Source organism: Bacillus sp. TSO22, assembly GCF_020223595.1.
GTDB lineage: Bacteria > Bacillota > Bacilli > Bacillales > Bacillaceae > Bacillus > Bacillus inaquosorum.
Genome location: NZ_JAHAWO010000012.1, coordinates 173,490 through 197,191, shown reverse-complemented (window position 1 = coordinate 197,191; position 23,702 = coordinate 173,490). Strand labels below are relative to the sequence as shown.

The following is a 23,702-nucleotide window of genomic DNA, read 5'->3' as shown; positions in this document are numbered from 1 at the left end:
ATGACAGACAATCAGCTGCTGCTGCAGGAAGCCCTTCAATGGAAAATGCATTTTTTGCGAAAGGATTCCATGTTTGAACGCTTTTCGAAGCGTGTGCAAACGAAGGTGAATGAGCGGATTCCTGAAAAAATCCATACGGTCGTCACCGAGAGCGTGAAAAAAATGGTGGAAGCGACGATGGCCGGCTCCAATATTATCACCTATAAGAAGGATACAAGCACACTGTCGCTCAGTGAAAAAAACGAACTGGCGAAAAAAACAATTGCTTCTTATCAGAAGGTGGCAGCTGCTGAGGGAGTCGGCACCGGAGCAGGCGGCATTTTTTTAGGCATTGCCGATTTCCCGCTGCTGCTTTCGATTAAGATGAAGTGTTTGTTTACCTTATCCTCAATTTATGGCTATGATGTGAAGGATTCTGAAGAAAGAATGTTTTTGCTGCTTGTATTTCAGCTTGCGTTTTCGAGTGATGACTGCCGCAAATCGCTTTTTTCTGTCATTGAAAATTGGGAGACGGAGAAAAAGAGCATCGACTGGAGAGTGTTCCAGCAGGAATATCGCGATTATATCGACGTCGTGAAGCTTTTTCAGCTTTTGCCGGGAGTAGGAGCGGCAGTCGGCGGTATTGCCAATTATAAGCTGCTTGCTCAGCTTGGCGAGACGGCAAGACACGTTTTTCATCTGAGAATAGTAAAGGAAACAGCCGGAGAATAAACACCCCGGCTGTTTTTTTATAGCATATGATATGTGATCGCGGCACCCGCAAGCACCTTGGCCGCTGTCAGCATTGCTTTTTCATTGATGTCAAATTTCGGGTGATGGTGGGAATAGACTCGTTCTGGCTGTTCAGGAGCGGCACCTGTAAAGAAAAAGGTGCCTTTGACGTTTTGTAAGTAGTAAGCAAAATCCTCGCCGCCCATTTGCGGTTCACCGTCAATGACGTGCTCAACGCCCTCAATGTTCTTTGCGATGCTGACCAAGTGGCTTGTTTCTGCAGGATGGTTCACAACTGCCGGATAGCCCCGTTCATAGTTGTACTCATAGGACGCGCCGTGCATGGTGCACACTCCTTTTACAACTGCTTCAATTTCTTTCTCCAGCATGCTGCGGACATTTTCGTCAAAAGAACGCGCTGTGCCGATGAGTGTCGCTTGGTCTGCGATAACATTAAACGGGTTGTCGGCGATGAAAGAGCCTGTCGAAATAACAGCGGATTGAATCGGATTGACTTTGCGGCTGACAATGTGCTGCAAAGAGGAAACGATTTGCGAGCCGATCAGGACGGCGTCTTTTGTATCATGCGGATGAGCGCCGTGACCGCCCTTCCCGTGAATGTTGATCGTAAATCGGTCTGCCGCCGCCATCACGGCGCCGGGGCGGCAGAGAATGGTTCCGAGCGGCTCAGTCGCCCAAAGATGCGTGCCGAATATCACATCCGCGTTTTCGAGACAGCCGTCATCAATCATTGGCTTTGCGCCTCCCGGATAATATTCTTCCGCATGCTGGTGGATCATCACAAACGTTCCCTTCAGCTCATGTCTGTTTTGGTGAAGGACCTTCGCCACTGCGAGAAGAGCTGCCGTATGGCCGTCATGGCCGCACGCGTGCATAACGCCTGGCACCTTGGAAGCGTAAGGAACATCTTTTTCATCTTGAATGGGGAGGGCGTCAAAGTCGGCCCGCAAAGCGACGGTAGGGCCGGGTTCGCTTCCTTCTATATATGCTAAAATCCCTTTGCCGCCGACATTCGTGCGGATCGGAGCTCCTAACGATTCATAATAGGAAGCAATAAAGGCGGCGGTTTTTTCTTCTTGAAACGAGAGCTCAGGATACATATGAAAATGGCGCCTGATCTCGACCATTTCTTCAAAACAGCTGTCGAGCTGTTTGTTAATCTCTTTCTGCAGTGTGGATATGGACAAAGCCGCTTCCCCCTTTTCTATGCTTTTCCATGATTGTATAGAAAAAGTCTGAATATTTCAACTTACTTTCAAAGCAGAACCATGGCTGCGATGGTTGTCACTGAAAGGCCGATCACGACGGGGATAAAGTTTTTTCTGGCAAGCTCAAAAGGATCAACTTTACAAATGGCTGCAGCGGGAATCAGCGCCCATGGGACCAGTGTTCCGCCGCCCACCCAGATGGCAGATATTTGACCGAGTGCGGTTAGTACGGCTGGATCAGCATGAAGAGCGGAGGAAAAGAGCTTGGCGATAGAGCCGGCGAGAGAAATACCTGAAAACCCTGATCCGTCGAGGCCTGTTATGGCCCCAGCTGCAGTTAAGGCAGCGGCGGCAAGCTCCTTTGACATGGGCATCGTATGGGATAAAGCGATGCCAAGATCATTGACAATTCCGTGGGAACCTTTAGGGAGTGAAGTGCCCAGTATGGTTTCAAATCCTGAGTCACCAAGGTAGAAGAAAGCGGCAATCGGGATGACGGGGCCGAAAACCTTAAAGCCGAACTGGAATCCGTCAATGAAATAGCCAGTGATTTTTTCAAGTCCTTTTTGCTTATACACGAGAAAATGAACGATCATGAGGATGCAGATCGCAGACCCGCCAATTAACGCGGTCGCATCATTTCCCTGAAGGTTAAACAAGAGCATGCAGGCGATATCAGCTAGAAAGATAAGCGGAATCAAAAGAGCCAGTGTGGATCGCAGACGTTTTGGCAAGTACAGCGAGGTGTTTTGTTCCTCAGAAAGTACGGGGGTAAAAGAAGCTGGACGTAACTGTTTTTTGCGTTCGCGCTGAATCATGAGAAATGCCGCAGTCGTTGTGGTCACGCCCATAATGAGCACAAGAGGAATGCTGGCCGAAACGACATCACCGACTGGAATGCCTGCTGCATCTGCTGTCAGCTTTGGTGCCGCCTGAATGACAAAATCTCCTGACAGGGCAAAACCGTGGCCGAATAAGTTCATGGCCATGGCGGAGGCAATAGGCGGCAAACCGGCGCGGGCGGCTGCCGGAAGCAGGACGGCGCCGATCAAAGCGACACCTGGAGAAGGCCAGAAGAAGAGAGAAATGGCGAACATCAGGCCGCCAATCAGCCAGTAGGCGATTACAGGACCTTTCACAAGGCGTATAAAGGGAGAAATCATCGCTTCATTTATCCCTGTTTTCGTTAACAAATCACTCATCGAAACGATAAAGCAAATGATGAAAATCGTGGGCAGCAGTTCGCCAGCTGCGTAGATAAAGCTGTGGAATAGACTGCTGACAGAAGCTGAAAGTGAATGGCTGGCCCATAATGATATGATAAAAATGCCGAATAAGGAAATAAAGGTCGTATCTTTCCGCAGCAGCATAAATAGGATAATCGCCCCGATAAAAAACACATAAAGAACATGGACAGACAAAATCCCGATTTCCATCATTGATCACTCCTTCCGCTTCCTACAGATTATTCATAGGCGGGCGGAAGGTGCCGGGACAGAAGGCAGGGTTATGATGGAAGATGAACATTGATCTGTTTTAGCTGTTCAATCAAATGATGCTGTAACACTCTGTTTGCTTTTTGCTGATGTTCTGGGAAGCATTCAGGAGAAAAAATGACGCTCCCATCAGCAAGCCAGTTTTTTCTGTAGGCGACGATGCTTTCCGATGGTTCGAAATATGAACCATCCTCGCGTTGCATGTCGTAATCGTCAAATCCGAACTGAAAACCGCAGCACGGGCAGATTTCATAGGAATAATTCCCTTCCCTATCATATGCCGGTTCAGCCAGTCCCTTAAACCCGCAGACTGGGCAAGTATACTTCATTTTGCTTTCCTCCAATAAATAAGCTGCCGGACATGCCGGCAGCTATTCGACAGCGAAATATGTGGTGACATACGAAGGCCGGGAGAAGATTGACGTTGTGTCAACTCCGGCAGACGTGCCGCGTTTTTTGTGGGCTTCTTTGTATGAATCTGACTGCTGCCAGTCTTGAAAGGCTCTTTCGGTTTCCCACATGGTCAGAATGACATAGGTATCACTGTCAAGCGGACGCAGTACGCGAATCGCTTCAAAACCAGGCTCGTTTTCGACTTTTCCCGCTCTGTTTTTAAATCTGTTTTCAAACAGCGGACGTCCTTCCTGAGTGACGGCAATATTGTTCAATACTGCAAAACCGGGATGCTTCATCTCTCCGGCTTGGTCAATGACTTCATAAGCGTGTGGTGCCTGGAAAACCGTATCCCCGTTTGTTTCATGGATCAAAATCGCGTTTTCCTGCCCCTGCATCAAAAGGATGTTTTCTGAGGGATGCTTCTTTACGATTGTTTTTAAAAAATCGGCTGTCCCATATGTAATATAAACCTTCATATCAGCCACCTCCTGCTTGCTAGTATATCAAAACAATGGTATAAGTTTCTATTGGCGAGTGCTTCGAACATAATTCCAAACAATTTTTCCCATACTACCTTTAGAAAGGCGAGGTGAGTTTATGTTTAAGGTAAAGAAAAAGAAACTATTTATACCGATCATTATTTTAGTGTTAACTGCTTTTCTCGCTTTAATAGGATATATTTCAATTATTTTTCTCGGGCATTATGTCATAGATGAAAAGAAGCTGATTCTTCATGCCTCTTCTAAAATTGTGGATCAAAACGGAGATGAGGTTGCAAGCCTCTATACAGAAAATCGTGAGCCGGTCTCGATCAATGAGATTCCGAAGCAGGTCAGAGAAGCGTTTATCGCTGTTGAGGATAAACGGTTCTATGAGCATCACGGCATTGATGTGAAATCTGTCGGAAGGGCAGTGTACCGCGATATATTAGCAGGCGGAAAGGTGGAAGGCGGAAGCACGATCACCCAGCAGCTTGCCAAAAATATTTTTCTGACACATGACAAAACGTTTTTAAGAAAAACAAAAGAAGTGATCATTGCGATCAACCTTGAACGGGAGTACAGCAAGGACAAGCTGCTGGAAATGTATTTGAATCAGCTTTACTTCGGACATGGGGTCTACGGCATACAAGCGGCATCTCACTATTATTTTAATAAAGAAGTAAAAGATTTGACTGTATCCGAAGGGGCGGTTTTGGCCGCTATTCCGAAGGCGCCTTCTACGTATTCTCCTGTTTTGCATCCTGATAAAAATAAGGAGCGGCGTGATACGATTCTCGGCATGATGAATGACCAAGGCTACATCAGTGCGAAAGACGCTGTCAGCGCGCAGGGCCGAACGCTTGGGCTGCACGTAAAGAAACAGTCGGAAACTCCCTGGTTTGACAGCTATATTGATCTTGTGATTGAAGAGGCGGAGGACAAGTACTCGATTTCCGGAGAGCAGCTCCTTCAAGGCGGATACACGATCAAGGTACCGCTTGATTCCAAGCTGCAGAAGACGGCTTATCAGGTGATGAAGCAGGGAAGCTATTATCCTGGAACAGATCAAAATGCTGAAGGAAGCGCGGTCTTTATCAATAACAAGACAGGCGGTGTGGAAGCGGCGATCGGCGGAAGAGATTACACAGCCAAAGGATATAACCGCGTCACAGCTGTACGCCAGCCGGGTTCCACATTTAAGCCGCTTGCAGTATACGGACCGGCGATGCAGGAAAAGAAATTTAAACCATATTCTCTATTGAAGGATGAGCTGCAATCCTACGGAGATTATACGCCGAAAAACTATGACAGCCGGTATGAGGGCGAAGTGACCATGTCTGACGCCATTACGTACAGCAAAAACGCGCCGGCTGTCTGGACGCTGAATGAGATCGGCGTCGAAACAGGAAAATCTTATTTGAAAGCAAACGGCATTGATATCCCTGATGAAGGCCTTGCCCTCGCTCTCGGCGGCTTGGAAAAAGGCGTTTCACCGCTTCAGCTTGCCGGCGCGTTCCATACATTTGCAGCGAATGGAATGTATACTGAGCCGTACTTTATTTCTAGCATAATGGATGAAGACGGAGAAACAATTGCCGATCATAAAGAAGAAGGAAAGCGGGTATTCAGCAAGCAGACGTCCTGGAATATGACAAGAATGCTGCAGCAGGTGGTCAAAAAGGGAACGGCCACGTCCGGCACCTATCACGGAGACCTGGCGGGAAAAACCGGTTCCACGTCTTATACAGGCGTCTCCGGCGCGACAAAGGACGCCTGGTTTGCCGGCTATACGCCGAAAATAACCGGAGCTATCTGGATGGGCTATGACAAAACGGATCAAAACCATTATTTAAAAGGCGGCAGCGCGTATCCGACGAGACTGTTTAAGGATATTTTGACACAGGCAGGAGAAACCGGTTCTGTGTTTACAAAGCCTAAAAACGTCAAAGAACTGGAAAGCCCGATTGAGCTGGAGCCGGTCAAAACACTGACAGCGGATTACACATTTAAAGCTGCGGGACTGTTTACCATTGAATTAAAATGGAATGCCCAAGAGGATGATCGGGCTGTATACAGAATTTATGTAAATAAGGACGGCAAGGAGACGCTTCTTGATTCAGTTGAAGGAAAGGGAAGCTATGAAATCCCTTATGCCAACTTGTTTTCGGGCGCTTCTTATAAAATTGTGCCTTATAATATACAGACAAAAAGAGAAGGGGAAGGAACCGATTACGTTCAGCCTAAATTGTTTTCCTCTTAATGGAATTCGGCGATTTTTTGAACTTTGAGCCTCATTTCTATACCATTTGCCCAAAACGAGGTATAGTGTAATAAGTCAAGAAATACGAACGTATGGTTGCAGTATGAAAGGTGGAAATCAGATGAGTAAACGAGAAACGTTTAACGAGACGTTTTTAAAAGCTGCACGGGGAGAAAAAGCGGATCACACGCCTGTATGGTATATGAGACAAGCGGGGCGCTCACAGCCGGAATACCGTAAGCTGAAGGAAAAATACGGATTGTTTGACATTACACATCAGCCCGAACTTTGTGCCTATGTCACAAGACTGCCGGTTGAGCAATACGGTGTCGATGCTGCAATCCTTTATAAAGATATCATGACTCCGCTGCCGTCAATCGGTGTGGATGTTGAAATCAAAAACGGGATCGGGCCTGTGATTGATCAGCCGATCCGGTCTCTGGCGGACATTGAAAAACTCGGCCAGATTGATCCGGAACAGGACGTGCCGTACGTGCTTGAGACGATTAAACTGCTTGTCAATGAACAGCTGAACGTCCCGCTCATCGGTTTCTCAGGTGCGCCTTTTACACTGGCAAGCTATATGATCGAAGGCGGTCCGTCTAAAAATTACAATAAAACAAAAGCCTTCATGTACAGCATGCCGGATGCATGGAATCTGCTGATGTCCAAGCTTGCCGACATGGTAATCGTGTATGTGAAAGCGCAGATTAAGGCAGGCGCAAAGGCGATTCAAATCTTTGATTCGTGGGTCGGCGCGCTGAATCAGGCAGATTACAGAACATACATCAAACCCGTAATGAACCGGATTTTTTCAGAGCTTGCGGAGGAGAATGTGCCGCTGATTATGTTTGGCGTCGGTGCAAGCCATCTGGCAGGTGATTGGCATGACCTTCCGCTCGATGTGGTCGGGCTCGATTGGAGACTCAGCATTGATGAAGCCAGATCAAAAGGCATCACCAAAACAGTGCAGGGCAACCTGGACCCGTCCATTTTGCTTGCGCCATGGGAAGTCATTGAGAAGAAAACGACGGAAATACTTGATCAGGGCATGAAATCGGACAGCTTCATTTTCAACCTTGGACACGGAGTATTTCCTGACGTCAGTCCTGAGGTTTTGAAAAAACTGACAGCATTTGTCCATAAATATTCACAAAACAAAAAAATGGGTCAATATTCCTAAGCATATCTTTTGGTATCATGATGATATCCTGTCAAAATGTTTGTATCAGATCATTAAAGAGGGTGTAAACAGTGAGTATAAAGAAAATGGGGCTTCTCGTTATGGCGTACGGCACGCCTTATAAAGAAGAAGATATCGAGCGTTATTATACACATATCAGAAGAGGCAGAAAGCCTGAGCCTGAAATGCTTCAAGATTTGAAAGACAGATACGAAGCAATTGGCGGCATTTCACCGCTTGCAAAAATCACAGAAGAGCAAGCGCACAAGCTTGAACAGCACTTAAATGAGATTCAGGACGAGATTACATTTAAAGCGTATATCGGGCTGAAGCATATCGAGCCGTTTATTGAAGACGCTGTGGCCGAGATGCATAAGGACGGCATTACAGAAGCAGTCAGCATCGTGCTGGCACCGCATTTCTCCACGTTCAGCGTGCAGTCCTACAACAAACGTGCCAAAGAAGAGGCTGAAAAACTTGGCGGCTTAACGATTACGTCTGTTGAAAGCTGGTACGATGAACCGAAGTTCGTGAAATACTGGGTTGACCGAGTGAAGGAAACATATGCGTCAATGCCTGAGGATGAAAGAAAAAACGCGATGCTCATCGTATCCGCACACAGCCTGCCGGAAAAAATCAAAGAATTTGGAGACCCGTACCCGGATCAGCTTCATGAATCGGCGAAATTGATTGCTGAAGGCGCAGGCGTTTCCGAATATGCGGTCGGCTGGCAAAGTGAAGGGAACACGCCTGATCCTTGGCTCGGACCTGATGTGCAGGATTTAACACGTGATTTATTCGAACAAAAAGGCTATCAGGCATTTGTATATGTCCCTGTCGGATTTGTCGCGGATCATTTAGAAGTGCTTTATGATAATGATTATGAATGCAAAGTGGTTACTGACGATATCGGCGCAAGCTATTACCGCCCGGAAATGCCGAATGCAAAGCCGGAATTTATTGACGCATTAGCAACAGTTGTATTAAAAAAATTAGGACGTTAAAGAAGGCGATGAACATGAATGACGGCAAAAAACATGTAGTCATCATCGGCGGCGGCATTACCGGTTTAGCCGCCGCCTTCTATATGGAAAAAGAAATCGAAGAAAAAAATCTGCCGCTTGAGCTGACACTTGTTGAGGCAAGCCCGAGAGTCGGCGGAAAAATCCAGACTGTCAAGAAAGACGGCTATATCATCGAAAGAGGGCCTGACTCATTTCTGGAACGGAAGAAAAGCGCTCCGCAGCTTGTCAAAGATGTAGGGCTTGAGCATTTGCTTGTCAACAATGCGACCGGACAATCCTATGTGCTTGTAAACCGCACCCTGCATCCGATGCCAAAGGGTGCCGTGATGGGGATCCCGACAAAAATTGCGCCGTTCGTTTCAACCGGCCTGTTTTCTTTGTCTGGGAAGGCAAGAGCCGCTATGGATTTCATCCTGCCTGCAAGCAAATCAAAAGACGACCAGTCATTGGGAGAATTTTTCCGCAGACGTGTCGGAGATGAAGTGGTCGAGAATTTAATCGAGCCGCTCCTATCAGGCATCTACGCAGGCGACATTGATAAACTCAGCCTGATGTCGACATTCCCGCAATTTTACCAGACGGAACAAAAGCACAGAAGCCTGATCCTCGGCATGAAAAAAACAAGGCCTCAAGGCTCCGGCCAGCAGCTGACGGCTAAAAAACAAGGGCAGTTTCAGACACTGACAACCGGTTTGCAGACCCTTGTAGAAGAGATTGAAAAGCAATTAAAGCTGACGAAGGTGTACAAAGGCACAAAAGTGACCAAGATCAGCCGCGGCGGCACTGGCTACTCGCTTGATCTGGATAACGGCGTCACACTTGATGCTGAATCAGTGATTATGACTGCTCCGCATAAAGCGGCTGCGGGAATGCTTTCTGAGCTTCCTGCGATTTCTCATTTGAAAAATATGCACTCTACATCCGTAGCAAATGTCGCCTTGGGCTTCCCTGAAGGCGCTGTCCAAATGGAGCATGAGGGGACGGGCTTTGTCATTTCAAGAAACAGCGATTTCGCGATCACAGCCTGTACGTGGACAAACAAAAAATGGCCGCACGCAGCGCCGGAAGGCAAAACGCTGCTTCGGGCATATGTCGGAAAAGCCGGAGACGAATCCATTGTCGATCTCTCAGATAACGACATTATCAACATTGTGTTAGAAGACTTAAAGAAAGTCATGAACATAAACGGGGAGCCGGAAATGACATGTGTCACGCGCTGGCATGAAAGCATGCCGCAGTACCATGTCGGCCATAAGCAGCGTATCAAGGAGCTGCGAGAATCACTGGCCTCCGCATATCCGGGTGTCTACATGACAGGCGCTTCTTTTGAAGGTGTCGGTATTCCCGACTGCATTGATCAAGGAAAAGCTGCCGTGTCTGACGCGCTTACCTATTTATTCAGTTAAAAACCTCCGCTGTATGGCGGAGGTTTTTTTTATTGTGCAATGGCAATATTGAGTAAAAAAATGATTGAATTGATTAGCAGGTTATGATACATTTGCATATGTACTTAATGACTAAAATGTTCAAACAGTCAGTTTCGAGGTGAATACAATGTCAATAGATCGAAAAAAGCTCATTTTGGAGGCGGCCACAAAGTCTTTTACGCAGTTCGGGTATAAAGCGACGACAATGGATCTTGTGGCAAAGCTTGCGAACGTGGGGAAGGGAACCATCTATACTTTTTTCAAAAACAAAGAAGAGCTGTTTGACGAGATTTTCACTACTTTATTGAAGGAAATGAAACAAAAAGCGGACGAAGCGATGGAGCCGAACCTTCCATTCCATGAAAATGTGCACAGAGCGCTGTTTGCCATTCTGGAGTTCAGGAAAACACATCAGCTGACGATTAAAATTTTTCAAGAAAATGCTGAGATTGGTACAATGGCAGTTCAGGAAGTGATCCAAAAAATGGAGCGAGGCATTCTGTCTTATATCAAAAATAAGATTGAAGACGGGATCAAGAACGGTGCAATCAAGCCGTGCGACCCTGAACTGACAGCTTTTGTGATGCTGAAGCTTTATATCGCGCTCATTTTTGATTGGGAAAAACAGCATCCCCCGCTCGATAAAGAGACGATTGCGGAACTGCTTGAATTGTATGTTGTCAAAGGATTGTCAGCTAACTAGATAATCCTTTCTCTTTGCAAGAAAATGACCATTTTTCATGATGAGTCAGTTTTAGAATGGAGGCATCAGGATGAACGCAATACGAAGTCAGTGGAAAGACATCGTAACGAGTAAAAAATTATTAATTCCCATCATTGCCATTTTGTTTGTCCCGCTTATTTACAGCGGCGTGTTCTTAAAGGCTTATTGGGACCCATACGGCACGGTTGACCAGCTGCCTGTCGTTGTCGTCAATCAAGATAAAGGAGCAACGTATGAAGGAGAAAAGCTTCAAATTGGTGATGACCTGGTCAAAGAATTAAAGGATAATAAAAACTTTGATTGGCATTTTTCCAGTGATCTCGACCAATCATTAAAGGACTTATTAAATCAAAAATACTATTTAGTTGTCGAGATTCCTGAGGATTTTTCTAAGAATGCCAGCACTGTATTGGACAAAAATCCGAAAAAGCTCGATCTGAAATACCATACGAATGCCGGTTCAAACTATGTAGGGGCAACGATCGGTGAAAAAGCGATTGATAAACTGAAAGCCTCTGTTTCGAAAGAAGTGACCGAGCAATATACGAAAGTCATTTTTGATAACTTTAAAGATATCGCCAAAGGTTTGAGCGACGCGAGCAGCGGAGCGAAAAAAATTGATGATGGCACAAAGGATGCGAAAAACGGAAGCGCCCAGCTGAAAGAAAATCTTGCGAAGCTGAAGGAAAGCACAGCTACCATCAGTGACAAAACAGCGCAGCTTGCAGATGGAGCGGCTCAGGTGACGAGCGGCATCCAATCGCTTGACAGCTCGCTCGGTAAATTCCAGGACAGCAGCAACCAGATTTATGATAAATCTGGTCAGCTTGCAGCAGGATCAGGCAAGATAACGGGCAAGCTAAATGAACTGAATGCCGGCCTTCAAAAGGTGCAGCAGGGCTTGCCTAATCTGACAAACGGGCTGGATCAGCTCAACAGTAAAGCGCAAGAAGAGTCGGAAAAAGCAGCAAAAGCGGAAAAACTCATAAATGCGCTCGATTTAACACAGCTTGAAACAGCTGTGAACAACCTGGAAAAGTCAGAAACTGCGATGAAGGAATTTAAAAAACAGCTGTCTGACTTTGAAAACAGTTTGAAAAACCGAGATCAGGCATTTAAAAATCTCATCAACTCGAGTGATTTCTTAACAGCGGAGCAAAAAAGCCAGCTGATCAATTCTGTTGAAAAGCAGCTTCCGAAAGTTGATGCACCTGATTTTGATCAAATGCTAAGCCAGCTTCCTGCAGCTGATCAGCTGCCTGACATTGCAACGATAAAAAGCTCATTGGAAGATGTGAAAGTGGAGGTTGCACAGGTGAAGGCATTGCCGGAAGCTACCTCTAAGCTTTATAACGGCGCAAAAGCTACTCAAGACGCGATTGACAAATTAACTGCTGGATCTGAGAAGCTATACAATGCTTCACAGCAGTTGACAGATGGCCAAAATAAATTGACAGCCGGTATCGGTGAATATAATAAGCAGTTTGCAAAAGCAAAAGCGGGCTCAGAGCAATTGGTAACAGGAAGCAGCCAAGTATCCGGGGGCTTGTTTAAACTGTTAGACGGGTCTAAACAGGTTCAAAGCGGATCATCAAAACTTGCAGACGGGTCTGCGTCACTTGATACAGGTTTAGGCAAGCTATTGGATGGTACAGGAGAGCTGTCTAGTAAGCTGAAGGATGCGGCAGATCAAACAGGAGATATCGATGCTGACGATCAAACATACGGCATGTTTGCCGATCCGGTGAAAACCAATGATGACGCCATTCATTCCGTTCCTAACTACGGAACAGGGCTGACACCTTATATCCTGTCAATGGGCTTGTATGTCGGAGGCATCATGCTGACGGTTGTCTTCCCGCTTAAGGAAGCGTCAGGACGTCCGAGAAACGGTTTTGAGTGGTTCTTCAGCAAATTCAATGTCATGATGCTCGTTGGAATTATTCAATCGCTGATTGTGGCGACGGTTCTTCTTCTGGGAATTGGGCTCGAGGTTGAGAGCACGTGGAGATTTTACGTGTTTACGATCATTACGAGTCTCGCTTTCCTAGCGATGATTCAATTTTTGGCAACAACGATGGGCAACCCGGGACGATTTATCGCAGTCATTATTTTAGTGCTGCAGCTGGGAGCGAGCGGAGGAACCTTCCCGCTTGAATTGCTTCCGAATTTCTATCAGGTCATCCACGGCGCATTGCCGATGACCTACAGCATTAACGGATTCAGAGCGGTCATTTCAAACGGGGATTTTGGCTACATGTGGCAAATGGCCGGCGTCTTAATCGGTATCGCCCTTGTTATGATTTTGCTCAGCATTACTTACTTTACGATTTTAAGCCGGAAGGAAGAAACATCAGAAGAACAGCCGGCTTCATAATAAAAAAAGAACTTGTTTCCTTGGAAACAAGTTCTTTTTTTATTACATTCCCCATTTGACAAGCAATCCTGTATAGGTTAAACCGCCGCCAAATCCGAAAAGCATCACAGTTTGATCTTTTTTCAGCTTCCCGGCTTTCACTGCGAGATCTAGCGCCAAAACAATCGAAACAGAAGACGTGTTGCCAAAGTATTCGACACTGGTGAGCGTTTTTTCGATAGGGAACGGTGTTTTTTCACAAATCGACTCGATCATGCGCAAGTTGGCGCTGTGAGGGACAAACCAATCAAGCTCGCCGCTTGTCAGCCCTGCTTGATGTAAAAGGCGTTCAAATTCGCGGGGAACGGTTCTTGCTGCCCATTTATACACTTCGCGGCCGTTTTGGACCATTTTACCGGAACCAGCAAGCGGCATCCCGTTTAGTTCATTCCGCAGTGCGGCACGGTACAAAATATCGCCGCCGTTCCCGCTTGTTCCTTGGACAGACGCAAGAAATCCAGGTGTCTCTTCGTCTCGTTCTACCAACAGTGCACCCGCTGCGTCGCCAAACAGAACGCATGTCGTTCGGTCCGTATAATCCGTTACCTTTGACAATGTCTCCCCTGCGATGACGAGAATTTTTTGATGAAGGCCGGATGTGATCAATCCGTTTGCCAAATGAAGGCCGTATGTCAGCCCGGCGCACGTCGCATTAATATCCAGGGCGCCGGTGTTTTCCCAGCCGAAATATTCCTGCACACGGCATGCAGTACTCGGAAAGGCGTAATCTGATGTTGTTGTGGCAACGAGGATCATATCCACGTCATCAAGCGTTCCTTCATAACGGCTCTTGAGATCTTTCACCGCTTCTATGCATAAATCAGAGGTAAACTGCTGCTCATCCGCAATCCGGCGTTCTCTCATTCCGGTGCGCTGAACTATCCATTCATCAGACGTATCAACGATCTTTTCTAAATCTGCATTTGTTAAGCGTCTGCTCGGTGCATAGGTGCCGATAGCTGTAATTTTTGCTTTTGACATATGAATCACTCCTTATGGTCAGATTATAACACTAGATATTAGTATCTGGTACTAAAAAGAAGGGTTTTTCATAAAAAAAGAGAAATTGTGAAATAGGGAATCTATGAAATAGATAAAGGAGGCTGAAAAATGGTCAGTCAAGGAGCAGTAGTCCTTATGGCGGTATCCGGGGCTATTGCGTTTTTGTTGCCGATCGGACTGATTGTATGGTTTAAGCGAAAGTATGGCGCATCGCTTAAGGTGTTTTTTATTGGCGCTCTCACGTTTTTTGTCTTTGCCCAGCTGCTGGAGGGCAGCGTTCATGTTTATGTACTGCAAGTGAATGAAATGACGAAAGAAGCGATGCAACATCCATTATGGTATGGCATTTACGGGTGCTTGATGGCCGGAATTTTTGAGGAGTGCGGGCGGTATATTATGATGCGATTTTTTATGAAGCGCCATCATACTTGGGCGAATGGCTTGGCTTTCGGAGCAGGACATGGCGGGCTTGAGGCCATCCTGATTACAGGCTTGTCCTCTATCTCGCTTATTGTATATGCGTTTGCGATCAATAGCGGAACGTTTGAACAGCTTTTGATCAATGACGACATCAAACAGGCACTTTTGCCGATTCAGGAACAGCTGCTGCATACTCCTTCGTATGAGTGGCTGCTGGGCGGAATTGAAAGAATCAGTGCGATTGCTGTCCAGATCGGGCTGTCGCTGCTTGTCCTGTATGCGGTTAAAAACCGCCGGCCGCTGTTTTTGCTGTATTCTATTCTTTTACATGCGCTGTTTAATGTACCGGCGGTTTTATACCAAAAAAGAATCATAGAACATGCTGCTGCTGTTGAAATCATTGTTGCTCTGATAGCGGCCGTATCAGTTTATTGGATTGTAAAAGCAAAAAGGCTGTTTCAATAAAAGGTCCAAGCAGCAGTAATGCCCGCTTGGAAAAATGTGAATGGAAATATTCATTAAGCATGGGTCATCAGAATATTTCTGATTCAGTCTTTAGCAATGACAGCAAGAGTGTCTGTGTTTTTTACAAGAGAAACAATGGTGTTTCTTTTTCTTCTTCTTCTCGCAAGGGTCATGGCATTCTTTCTTTTTCTTGCAATGGTCGTGGAAATCTTTATCGAACCACTCGTCAAAGAACCAAAAATCATCGAACCAATCGTGACAACGACATTTCTGTTCATGTGAATGACGACAGCACATAGATATCCCTCCTCTTCCCATGCTCTCTACAGCATATGAGAGATTGATAGGAAAAGATTGGACGGGTCCCTCGGGAAAAGAGTATATTTTAAATAGAAAAATAAAAGGAGGAATGTCCTATGACGTCCGTACGTAAAACGATGGAGCTCATTAAAGAACTTGTATCGATCCCAAGCCCGACAGGAAATACATATGAGCTGATCAATTATATTGAAAGCCTTTTAAAAGAATGGAAGGTAGGAACGGTTCGGAACCATAAGGGCGGCTTAATTGCAACGCTTCCCGGACGCGATACATCCCGGCACCGCATGCTGACGGCGCACGTTGACACCCTCGGCGCTATGGTAAAAGAAATTAAAGCTGACGGCCGGCTGAAAATCGATTTGATCGGCGGGTTCCGCTACAACTCGATTGAGGGGGAGTATTGCCAAATTGAAACCGCCTCGGGAAAAACATATACAGGAACAATTTTAATGCATCAAACGTCTGTGCACGTATACAAAGACGCGGGTAAAGCTGAGCGGAATCAAGAGAATATGGAGATCCGCCTCGATGAACCTGTTCACTGCCGGAAAGATACGGAAGAGCTTGGCATTGGCGTCGGAGATTTTGTGTCGTTTGATCCCCGTGTCGAGATCACATCAAGCGGATTTATTAAATCGCGCCATTTGGATGACAAAGCAAGCGTCGCCTTATTGCTCCGCTTAATTCATCAGATTCAAACAGAAGACATTGAATTGCCGTATACAACTCATTTTCTCATTTCAAATAATGAAGAGATCGGATACGGCGGGAACTCGAATATTCCTCCTGAAACAGTCGAATATCTGGCGGTTGATATGGGTGCTATCGGAGACGGGCAGGCGACAGATGAATATTCAGTATCAATCTGTGTGAAGGATGCGAGCGGGCCGTATCGTTATCAGCTTAGAAAGCATTTAGTCCATTTAGCCGAGAAGCATCATATCGACTACAAGCTTGATATTTATCCGTACTACGGGTCTGATGCGTCAGCTGCGATCAAATCCGGGCATGATATTGTGCATGGCCTCATCGGGCCGGGAATTGACGCTTCGCATGCATATGAACGCACCCATAAATCATCTCTTCGCCATACGGCTAAGCTTCTGTACTATTATGTACAGTCACCAATGGTTTAAGGGGAAGGCGAATGAAGATTTATGAGCTCAAAAGCACATTCGGCTGGGAAGGTGATGACGGCTTGGGGGAACAGCTGATTCAGCAAATCCTCGCCGGAGAAAAAACAGCCACGTGCGCGCCGAAATCATTATATTCAAAAGATGAATTGAGTGACGTGTATCAAACAGCGGGGCAGCTTGTTACCGTTTATGATAAACATGACAAACCGAGATGCAATATAAAAGTGACAGATGTGTTTGAAACGACCTTTGGAGCGCCTGATATGAGGTTAGTCAAAGGAGAGGGCAATGGAGATCGAATTGATGAGTTTCAGGAGGACCATCGGTTGGCATGGGCGGAACTGATCAAAAACGGTGAACTGGAGCTGAATGAGGATACTGTTTTGATTACAGAGCTGTTTGAGCTTGTTAAAGATTAAAAAAGCCTGCGGGGCAAGAACCCCGCAGGCTTTTCATTAACCGGAAATGGTTGCATTTTGATCTGCTTTTGCTTGAGACATGACCGTTTCTGCTTTCGCAGGATTAAACATGCCTTCCCATTTAGACATAACAACGGCAGCAAGCGCGTTACCAGTCAGGTTGACAACTGTACGTGCCATGTCCATAATGCGGTCTACGCCGGCAATAAAGGCAAGTCCTTCAGCCGGAACGCCGATAGTGCTTAGTGTTGCAAGCAAGACGACAAAAGATGTTCCTGGAACGGCAGCCATCCCTTTAGATGTCACCATTAACACAAGTACTAACGTAATTTGTTGCCAAAGAGACAGATCAATGTGGTAAACCTGTGCCAAAAACAGCGCTGCAATAGATTGATAGAGAACGGAACCGTCTAAGTTAAACGTATATCCGATCGGAATAACAAATGAAACAATGCCTTTCGGGCAGCCGATTTTCTCCATTTTTTCCATGATGCGAGGAAGAACCGTTTCAGAGCTGGACGTACTGAACGCCAGTAAAATTTCGTCCTTCATGTAAGCAAGGAATTTGAAGATGCTGATCCCGGCAATTTTTCCGACAATCCCGAAAATAACAATTAAGAAGAAAGCAAGCGCAACATAAACCAATCCGACGAGCTTTCCAAGAGAGAGTAGAGAACCGAGTCCAAATTTAGACACAGTCACTCCGATAAGGGCGAAAACGCCGAGTGGTGCTACTTTCATCACAAGGTTTACAACGTGGAACATGGCATGGGATACACCTTCGAAAAAGGCTAATACAGGCTTGCCCCGTTCGCCGATCGCTGAAATTCCCAATGCAAATAGCACTGTAAAACAGATGATGGCAAGAAGATCCCCTTCAACCAAGGATTGAAAGAAGTTTGTTGGCACAATATGCAGGAACGTTTCCGCCACTGATTTATTGCTTTGTTCTTTTTCAGTTTCAACATATTGACTGATGTCCGTTTTTTGAGCTTCGTGTATATTAACTCCTGTACCCGGATGGAAGATGTTTGCAAGGGCTAGTCCGAGAATAATGGCGAAAGTCGTAATAATCTCGAAGTACAGAATCGTTCTGAAGCCTAATTTACCGACTTGCTTTCCATTTCCTGCACCGGCTACACCGATGATTAAGCTGGAGACAACAATAGGAATCACTATCATTTTGATTAAGCGTAAAAAGAGATCCCCGATTGGCTGCAGGTAAGTAGGCAATTCTGGGTTGCCATACCAAATAACGCCAACAATGACACCTAGAATAAGTCCAACGAATATTTGTGTGGCTAATCCAAACTTAATTCTTTTCATAGATTACCTCCCAAAAAACAAAGTATCAACATATATCATGAATAGACATATATTTAATCTCACTATTAGATCAAATTATAATAGATAAGAATCGAATTCGTCTATAGTAAATTATATTTTGAAAATGAAGAATATTCAAAAATATGGCGTGAAACACCAGAATTATCTAAAAACAGGTGAGCTTTGACCCAACAAGACTATTATTTCAAAATAAAGAGATATGAGAAAAATCAAGAAAATCCCGCGCGTGATGCGCGGGATTTTCGCTCATTACAAATCGTTTACTTTTATACAGTCATTGCAGATATTACCATAACACTCATGCTGCTCTTCTATCTTTTTTCCACATTCCGCGCACTTTTTCGAAGGCAGGTTTCTAAAAAATTCTGTGATTTTTCCGAGCATAACCAATCCCTCTTTCCCCTTTGTGGTGTTTTCATTGTAATATAACAGATTATAAAAATCAATAACTGTTTTGATACAATGTTTAAAACATGCTTTTTTTAAGAAAAATGGGTATATTGAAGGAGGATCAATTTTCTTGAAAAGATAGGAGGACATTATGAAATTTACAGTTATCGGATGCTATGGCGGTTTTCCGGCCGCAAATGAAGCGACGTCGGGCTATTTGTTTCAGTCAGGTGATTACTCTTTGCTTGTCGATTGCGGCAGTGCCGTATTATCTAAGCTGTTCGGATATGTGCCGGCGGAAAAGCTGGATGCGGTGGTTCTGTCTCATTATCACCATGACCATATCGCTGACATCGGGCCGCTGCAATTTGCCAAGCAAGTCGGTTCGTTTCTCGGCAAAGGAGAGCACACGCTTCCGATTTACGGACATGATGCTGATATAGAACAGTTTCAAAAGCTTACATATAAAACACATACAAAAGGGATTGCTTATCAGCCGGATCAGCCGCTGACTGTCGGTCCGTTTACGATCACCTTTTTAAAAACAATTCACCCGGTGACGTGCTATGCCATGCGGATTACGGATGGCAGCCATACTGTCGTATATACCGCTGATTCCAGCTATCAGGATTCATTTATTCCGTTTTCGAAAAATGCCGATTTGTTGATCTCAGAATGCAATTTTTATGCCGATCAAGACGGGACAAGCGCAGGCCATATGAACAGCCTGGAAGCTGGGCGAATTGCAAAAGAAGCGGGAGCGGGAGAGCTGCTGCTGACGCATTTGCCGCATTTCGGCGTGCATGACAATCTTCGCAAAGAAGCGAAAACCGTTTTTAACGGCGAAGTGAATATTGCGAAATCAGGTTTTGTGTGGGAAGGATAAAGGAGGAGCACCATGTTATTTATAGACAATCAAAACATCAATGATCCGAGGATCAATCTTGCTATCGAGGAGTACTGTGTAAAGCATTTAAACCCAGAACAGCCGTATTTGCTCTTTTACGTGAATCAGCCGTCTATTATCATTGGGAAAAACCAAAATACGATAGAAGAAATCAATACAAAATATGTAGAGGAAAACGGAATTATCGTCGTCCGCCGTTTATCAGGCGGAGGCGCTGTGTATCATGATCTGGGGAATTTGAACTTCAGCTTTATCACAAAGGATGACGGAGACAGCTTTCATAACTTTAAAAAGTTCACTGAGCCGGTGATCCAGGCTTTGCACCAGCTCGGGGTTGAAGCGGAATTGAGCGGCCGGAACGACATTGTCGTAGATGGCCGGAAAATATCCGGAAACGCCCAGTTTGCGACAAAAGGACGCATTTTCAGCCACGGCACTCTCATGTTTGATTCAGCCATTGATCATGTTGTGTCAGCATTAAAGGTGAAAAAGGATAAAATTGAATCAAAAGGGATCAAGTCAATCAGAAGCCGTGTGGCAAACATCAGTGAGTTTCTTGACGATAAAATGACCACGGAAGAATTCCGCAGCCATTTGCTTCGCCATATTTTTAACACAAATGACATTCAAAATGTGCCGGAGTATAAGCTGACGGAAAAAGATTGGGAGGTCATCCATCAAATTTCAAAAGAGCGCTATCAGAATTGGGATTGGAACTACGGACGCTCACCGAAATTTAACCTTAATCATTCGAAACGCTATCCGATCGGGTCGATTGATCTGCGACTGGAAGTCAAGAAAGGCAAAATTGAGGACTGCAAAATCTTCGGAGATTTCTTCGGTGTCGGTGATGTATCTGAAATTGAAAACCTGCTGGTCGGAAAACAATATGAACGCAGCGTTATCGCTGATGTGCTGGATGATGTGAATCTCAAGCATTACTTTGGGAACATTACGAAAGAGGATTTCCTTGATCTGATTTATTAAGGCAAAACACATTGTTTGAAAGAGCGATTGTGTTTTTGAAATAATGGAGGCAGGAGGGATTCACATGAAAGTGTTTTTAATCGGAGCGAACGGACAAATCGGTCAAAGACTCGTTTCTTTATTCCAAGACAATCCTGATCATTCCGTCAGAGCGATGGTCAGAAAAGAAGAACAGAAAGCGTCTCTCGAAGCTTCCGGTGCAGAAGCTGTGCTTGCGAATCTGGAGGGCAGCCCGGAAGAAATCGCCGCGGCGGCAAGAGGCTGTGACGCGATCATTTTCACAGCCGGTTCAGGCGGCAGCACAGGTTATGATAAAACGCTGCTGGTGGATCTTGACGGAGCGGCAAAAGCAATGGAAGCTGCGGACATCGCCGGAATCAAACGGTTTATCATGGTCAGCGCCCTGCAAGCCCACAACCGTGATAATTGGAATGAATCACTTAAACCTTATTATGTGGCCAAGCATTACGCTGATAAAATTCTCGAATCCAGCGGCTTAACCTATACGATTATCCGTCCGGGGGGTCTTCGCAATGAGCCTGGAACGGGAACTGTATCAGCAGCGAAGGATCTGGAACGACGATCTATTTCCCGTGATGACGTTGCGAAAACGGTCATTGCTTCTTTGGATGAAACCAATACGGAAAATCGGGCCTTTGATTTGACAGAAGGAGATACGCCGATTACCGAAGCATTGAAGAAACTATAACAGTACGGACACTCGGGGCTTTTTGCTCTTGAGTGTTTTTTTCTGTTTCTCTATAATGAAGGGGAAAGCTTATCTTCAATAATGAATGACTGTTCATTCACTTTAAGGGGTGGGAGAATGAATCTCGTTTCGAAATTGGAAGAGACAGCATCTGAGAAGCCCGACAGCATCGCATGCAGGTTTAAGGATCACATGATGACGTATCAAGAGCTGAATGAAAGCATTCAGCGATTTGCGGACGGCCTTCAGGAAGCCGGTATGGAGAAAGGGGACCATCTTGCTTTACTGCTTGGCAATTCGCCGGATTTTATCATCGCGTTTTTTGGTGCGTTAAAGGCCGGAATTGTGGCTGTACCCATCAATCCGATGTACACGCCGACAGAAATCGGTTATATGCTGACAAATGGCGATGTAAAAGCGATTGTGGGCGTTGATCAGCTTTTGCCGCTTTATGAAAGCATGCATGAATCGCTGCCGAAGGTTGAGCTCGTCATTTTATGCCAGACGGGAGAGGCTGAGCCGGAAGCTTCAGACCCAGAGGTCAGAATGAAATTGACAACGTTTGCAAAAATATTGCGTCCGACATCTGTCGCTAAACAAAGGCCAGAGCTTGTCCCTGATGATACCGCGGTTATTTTATATACGTCAGGAACAACCGGAAAACCGAAAGGCGCAATGCTGACCCATCAGAATTTGTACAGCAATGCCAACGATGTCGCCGGCTATTTGGGAATGGATGAGAAGGACAATGTGGTCTGCGCTCTTCCTATGTTTCACGTGTTTTGTTTAACCGTCTGTATGAATGCTCCGCTGATGAGCGGCGCAACTGTCTTGATTGAACCTCAATTCAGTCCGGCATCTGTTTTTAAGCTTGTTAAAGAGAGGCAGGCGACCATTTTTGCCGGTGTGCCTACGATGTATAATTACTTGTTTCAGCATGAAAACGGAAAGAAAGATGATTTTTCTTCCATTCGGCTGTGCATTTCAGGAGGCGCGGCCATGCCAGTCGCACTGCTGACGGCGTTTGAAGAAAAATTCGGCGTTACCATTTTGGAAGGCTACGGGCTCTCGGAAGCATCACCCGTCACGTGCTTTAACCCGTTCGACAGGGGCAGAAAACCGGGCTCTATCGGGACAAGTATCTTACATGTCGAAAACAAGGTCGTAGATCCGCTCGGACGCGAGCTGCCCGATCACCAGGTCGGTGAATTGATCGTGAAAGGTCCTAATGTAATGAAAGGCTATTATAAAATGCCGATGGAAACAAAGCATGCGTTAAAAGACGGATGGCTTTATACAGGGGACTTGGCAAGACGGGATGAGGACGGCTATTTTTACATTGTTGACCGGAAAAAAGACATGATCATTGTAGGAGGATACAACGTGTATCCGCGTGAGGTGGAGGAAGTGCTGTACAGCCACCCGGATGTCAAGGAGGCGGTTGTCATCGGCGTGCCGGACCCTCAAAGCGGGGAAGCGGTAAAGGGATATGTTGTACCGAAATGCTCTGGTGTAACAGAAACGGACATCATGCAGCATTGTGAAAAACATCTGGCAAAATACAAACGGCCTGCTGCCATTACGTTTCTTGACGACATTCCGAAAAATGCGACAGGGAAATTGCTCAGACGGGCGCTGAGAGATATTTTGCCTCAATAATATGAAAAAAATGAAAAAGCGAAGCGGCGGAGCTTCGCTTTTTCATTTTTAATCCTTTGCTTCTTTTTTAATAATGTTTAGCAGCGCCTTTGTATCGCGTTTACTTAATTTGTAGTATGTGCCGTCCTTCAAATAAACGGCTTGCTGGCTGCCGTCAACCCATAGTCTGAATGAGTCGTACCGGTCTTTATGAAACTTGATTGTCCCTTCGTAATCAGGGGTTGATGTTTTTTCTGTCTTCAGCTGTTTTCCCTGATTCATAATGTCCAGCATGTCTTTGACGTGCTGCCTTTTTTCAATCTCGATATCTTCTCGGCCGCTTGAAGACAGCGTAATCAAATCCGCGTCTACCGATTGATACACATCGCCTGACCGGCTGTAAAGATAGAAAAATGCAAGAAACACAAGACCGATAACCACGATGGCTGCCACTATTTTTTTCATTTGCATCACTCCAAACATTGTTAGTTTTCCCAGCGATCGGGCTTTCCATGCTTAAAAGGACGGAAAAGTACGAGCGCATAGCTTGGTTCTAAGAATTTGAATTTATGATTACAATAGAAGTAACGGGTTGATGTGAGGAGTGAGGCG

At 45.6% G+C, this 23,702-nt stretch carries 22 protein-coding genes and 1 pseudogene; 15 read left to right on the top strand and 8 right to left on the bottom strand.

Going from position 1 to position 23,702, the window contains the following annotated elements:
- On the top strand, positions 1 to 711 hold the full coding sequence (locus KHQ79_RS14980) for an EcsC family protein (RefSeq protein ID WP_225515853.1): 711 nt from the start codon (positions 1 to 3) through the stop codon (positions 709 to 711).
- 17 nt (positions 712 to 728) lie between these two features.
- On the opposite strand, the gene sndC is transcribed toward KHQ79_RS14980, so the two are convergent.
- The 4 genes and pseudogenes from sndC to hmoB form a co-directional block, all read right to left on the bottom strand.
- Entirely contained in the window at positions 729 to 1,919 is a 1,191-nt protein-coding gene (sndC, locus tag KHQ79_RS14975) for an N-acetyl amino acid acetylase SndC (protein WP_225515851.1), read from the bottom strand.
- 68 nt (positions 1,920 to 1,987) lie between these two features.
- Positions 1,988 to 3,379, bottom strand: a complete 1,392-nt coding sequence (locus tag KHQ79_RS14970) for a hypothetical protein (protein WP_225515849.1) — start codon at positions 3,377 to 3,379, stop codon at positions 1,988 to 1,990.
- Between the two features lie 68 nt (positions 3,380 to 3,447).
- Positions 3,448 to 3,765, bottom strand: a pseudogene (locus KHQ79_RS14965) (hypothetical protein).
- A gap of 42 nt (positions 3,766 to 3,807) precedes the next feature.
- Positions 3,808 to 4,308 (bottom strand): heme-degrading oxygenase HmoB, encoded by a 501-nt coding sequence (gene hmoB, locus KHQ79_RS14960; protein ID WP_225515847.1) that lies wholly within the window; start codon positions 4,306 to 4,308, stop codon positions 3,808 to 3,810.
- Positions 4,309 to 4,429: 121 nt separating this feature from the next.
- On the opposite strand from hmoB, the gene KHQ79_RS14955 reads away from it, so the two are divergent.
- The 6 genes from KHQ79_RS14955 (at position 4,430) to KHQ79_RS14930 (ending at position 13,310) form a co-directional block, all read left to right on the top strand.
- Positions 4,430 to 6,574, top strand: a complete 2,145-nt coding sequence (locus KHQ79_RS14955; protein WP_225515845.1) for a transglycosylase domain-containing protein — start codon at positions 4,430 to 4,432, stop codon at positions 6,572 to 6,574.
- 121 nt (positions 6,575 to 6,695) lie between these two features.
- A complete protein-coding gene (gene hemE, locus KHQ79_RS14950) occupies positions 6,696 to 7,757 on the top strand; it encodes a uroporphyrinogen decarboxylase (RefSeq protein ID WP_060398298.1) in 1,062 nt (353 codons plus the stop codon).
- Between the two features lie 71 nt (positions 7,758 to 7,828).
- On the top strand, positions 7,829 to 8,761 hold the full coding sequence (gene hemH / locus KHQ79_RS14945; RefSeq protein ID WP_225515843.1) for a ferrochelatase: 933 nt from the start codon (positions 7,829 to 7,831) through the stop codon (positions 8,759 to 8,761).
- Between the two features lie 14 nt (positions 8,762 to 8,775).
- Positions 8,776 to 10,188, top strand: coding sequence for a protoporphyrinogen oxidase (gene hemY / locus KHQ79_RS14940; RefSeq protein WP_032732155.1), 1,413 nt, complete (start codon positions 8,776 to 8,778; stop codon positions 10,186 to 10,188).
- Positions 10,189 to 10,336: 148 nt separating this feature from the next.
- The gene (locus tag KHQ79_RS14935) at positions 10,337 to 10,912 is read left to right on the top strand and encodes a TetR/AcrR family transcriptional regulator (RefSeq protein WP_019257956.1); all 576 of its coding nucleotides are present in this window, start codon (positions 10,337 to 10,339) and stop codon (positions 10,910 to 10,912) included.
- 70 nt (positions 10,913 to 10,982) lie between these two features.
- Entirely contained in the window at positions 10,983 to 13,310 is a 2,328-nt protein-coding gene (locus KHQ79_RS14930; RefSeq protein WP_225515841.1) for a YhgE/Pip domain-containing protein, read from the top strand.
- Positions 13,311 to 13,352: 42 nt separating this feature from the next.
- Here the strand turns inward: KHQ79_RS14930 and fabHB are convergent, their stop codons facing one another.
- Positions 13,353 to 14,330, bottom strand: coding sequence for a beta-ketoacyl-ACP synthase III FabHB (gene fabHB, locus KHQ79_RS14925; RefSeq protein ID WP_225515839.1), 978 nt, complete (start codon positions 14,328 to 14,330; stop codon positions 13,353 to 13,355).
- A gap of 129 nt (positions 14,331 to 14,459) precedes the next feature.
- Here fabHB and KHQ79_RS14920 point away from each other — a divergent pair, with 129 nt between their 5' ends.
- From KHQ79_RS14920 to KHQ79_RS14905, 4 genes are all read left to right on the top strand, one after another.
- Positions 14,460 to 15,236 carry a YhfC family intramembrane metalloprotease gene (locus tag KHQ79_RS14920; protein ID WP_225515837.1) on the top strand — a complete coding sequence of 259 codons (777 nt, stop codon included), beginning with the start codon at positions 14,460 to 14,462 and terminating at the stop codon, positions 15,234 to 15,236.
- Between the two features lie 96 nt (positions 15,237 to 15,332).
- A complete protein-coding gene (locus KHQ79_RS14915) occupies positions 15,333 to 15,518 on the top strand; it encodes a hypothetical protein (protein ID WP_250648307.1) in 186 nt (61 codons plus the stop codon).
- 134 nt (positions 15,519 to 15,652) lie between these two features.
- Positions 15,653 to 16,693 carry a M42 family metallopeptidase gene (locus KHQ79_RS14910; RefSeq protein ID WP_225515835.1) on the top strand — a complete coding sequence of 347 codons (1,041 nt, stop codon included), beginning with the start codon at positions 15,653 to 15,655 and terminating at the stop codon, positions 16,691 to 16,693.
- Positions 16,694 to 16,704: 11 nt separating this feature from the next.
- Positions 16,705 to 17,112, top strand: coding sequence for an ASCH domain-containing protein (locus tag KHQ79_RS14905; protein ID WP_225515833.1), 408 nt, complete (start codon positions 16,705 to 16,707; stop codon positions 17,110 to 17,112).
- Between the two features lie 36 nt (positions 17,113 to 17,148).
- Here the strand turns inward: KHQ79_RS14905 and gltT are convergent, their stop codons facing one another.
- Together gltT and yhfH are read right to left on the bottom strand one after the other, a co-directional pair.
- On the bottom strand, positions 17,149 to 18,438 hold the full coding sequence (gltT, locus tag KHQ79_RS14900) for a glutamate/proton symporter GltT (RefSeq protein WP_148982657.1): 1,290 nt from the start codon (positions 18,436 to 18,438) through the stop codon (positions 17,149 to 17,151).
- A gap of 270 nt (positions 18,439 to 18,708) precedes the next feature.
- Positions 18,709 to 18,843 carry a protein YhfH gene (gene yhfH / locus KHQ79_RS14895; protein WP_003244802.1) on the bottom strand — a complete coding sequence of 45 codons (135 nt, stop codon included), beginning with the start codon at positions 18,841 to 18,843 and terminating at the stop codon, positions 18,709 to 18,711.
- Between the two features lie 157 nt (positions 18,844 to 19,000).
- On the opposite strand from yhfH, the gene KHQ79_RS14890 reads away from it, so the two are divergent.
- The 4 genes from KHQ79_RS14890 to lcfB all read left to right on the top strand — a co-directional run bounded on the left by KHQ79_RS14890 (position 19,001) and on the right by lcfB (position 23,111).
- Positions 19,001 to 19,735, top strand: coding sequence for an MBL fold metallo-hydrolase (locus tag KHQ79_RS14890; RefSeq protein WP_225515831.1), 735 nt, complete (start codon positions 19,001 to 19,003; stop codon positions 19,733 to 19,735).
- Positions 19,736 to 19,747: 12 nt separating this feature from the next.
- Positions 19,748 to 20,743, top strand: a complete 996-nt coding sequence (gene lplA, locus KHQ79_RS14885; RefSeq protein WP_119913632.1) for a lipoate--protein ligase — start codon at positions 19,748 to 19,750, stop codon at positions 20,741 to 20,743.
- Between the two features lie 64 nt (positions 20,744 to 20,807).
- The gene (locus KHQ79_RS14880) at positions 20,808 to 21,452 is read left to right on the top strand and encodes an SDR family oxidoreductase (protein WP_225515829.1); all 645 of its coding nucleotides are present in this window, start codon (positions 20,808 to 20,810) and stop codon (positions 21,450 to 21,452) included.
- Between the two features lie 117 nt (positions 21,453 to 21,569).
- Entirely contained in the window at positions 21,570 to 23,111 is a 1,542-nt protein-coding gene (gene lcfB, locus KHQ79_RS14875; protein ID WP_225515827.1) for a long-chain-fatty-acid--CoA ligase LcfB, read from the top strand.
- Positions 23,112 to 23,159: 48 nt separating this feature from the next.
- Here the strand turns inward: lcfB and KHQ79_RS14870 are convergent, their stop codons facing one another.
- Positions 23,160 to 23,555, bottom strand: coding sequence for a YhfM domain-containing protein (locus KHQ79_RS14870; RefSeq protein WP_032732151.1), 396 nt, complete (start codon positions 23,553 to 23,555; stop codon positions 23,160 to 23,162).
- Positions 23,556 to 23,702 lie beyond the last annotated feature (147 nt).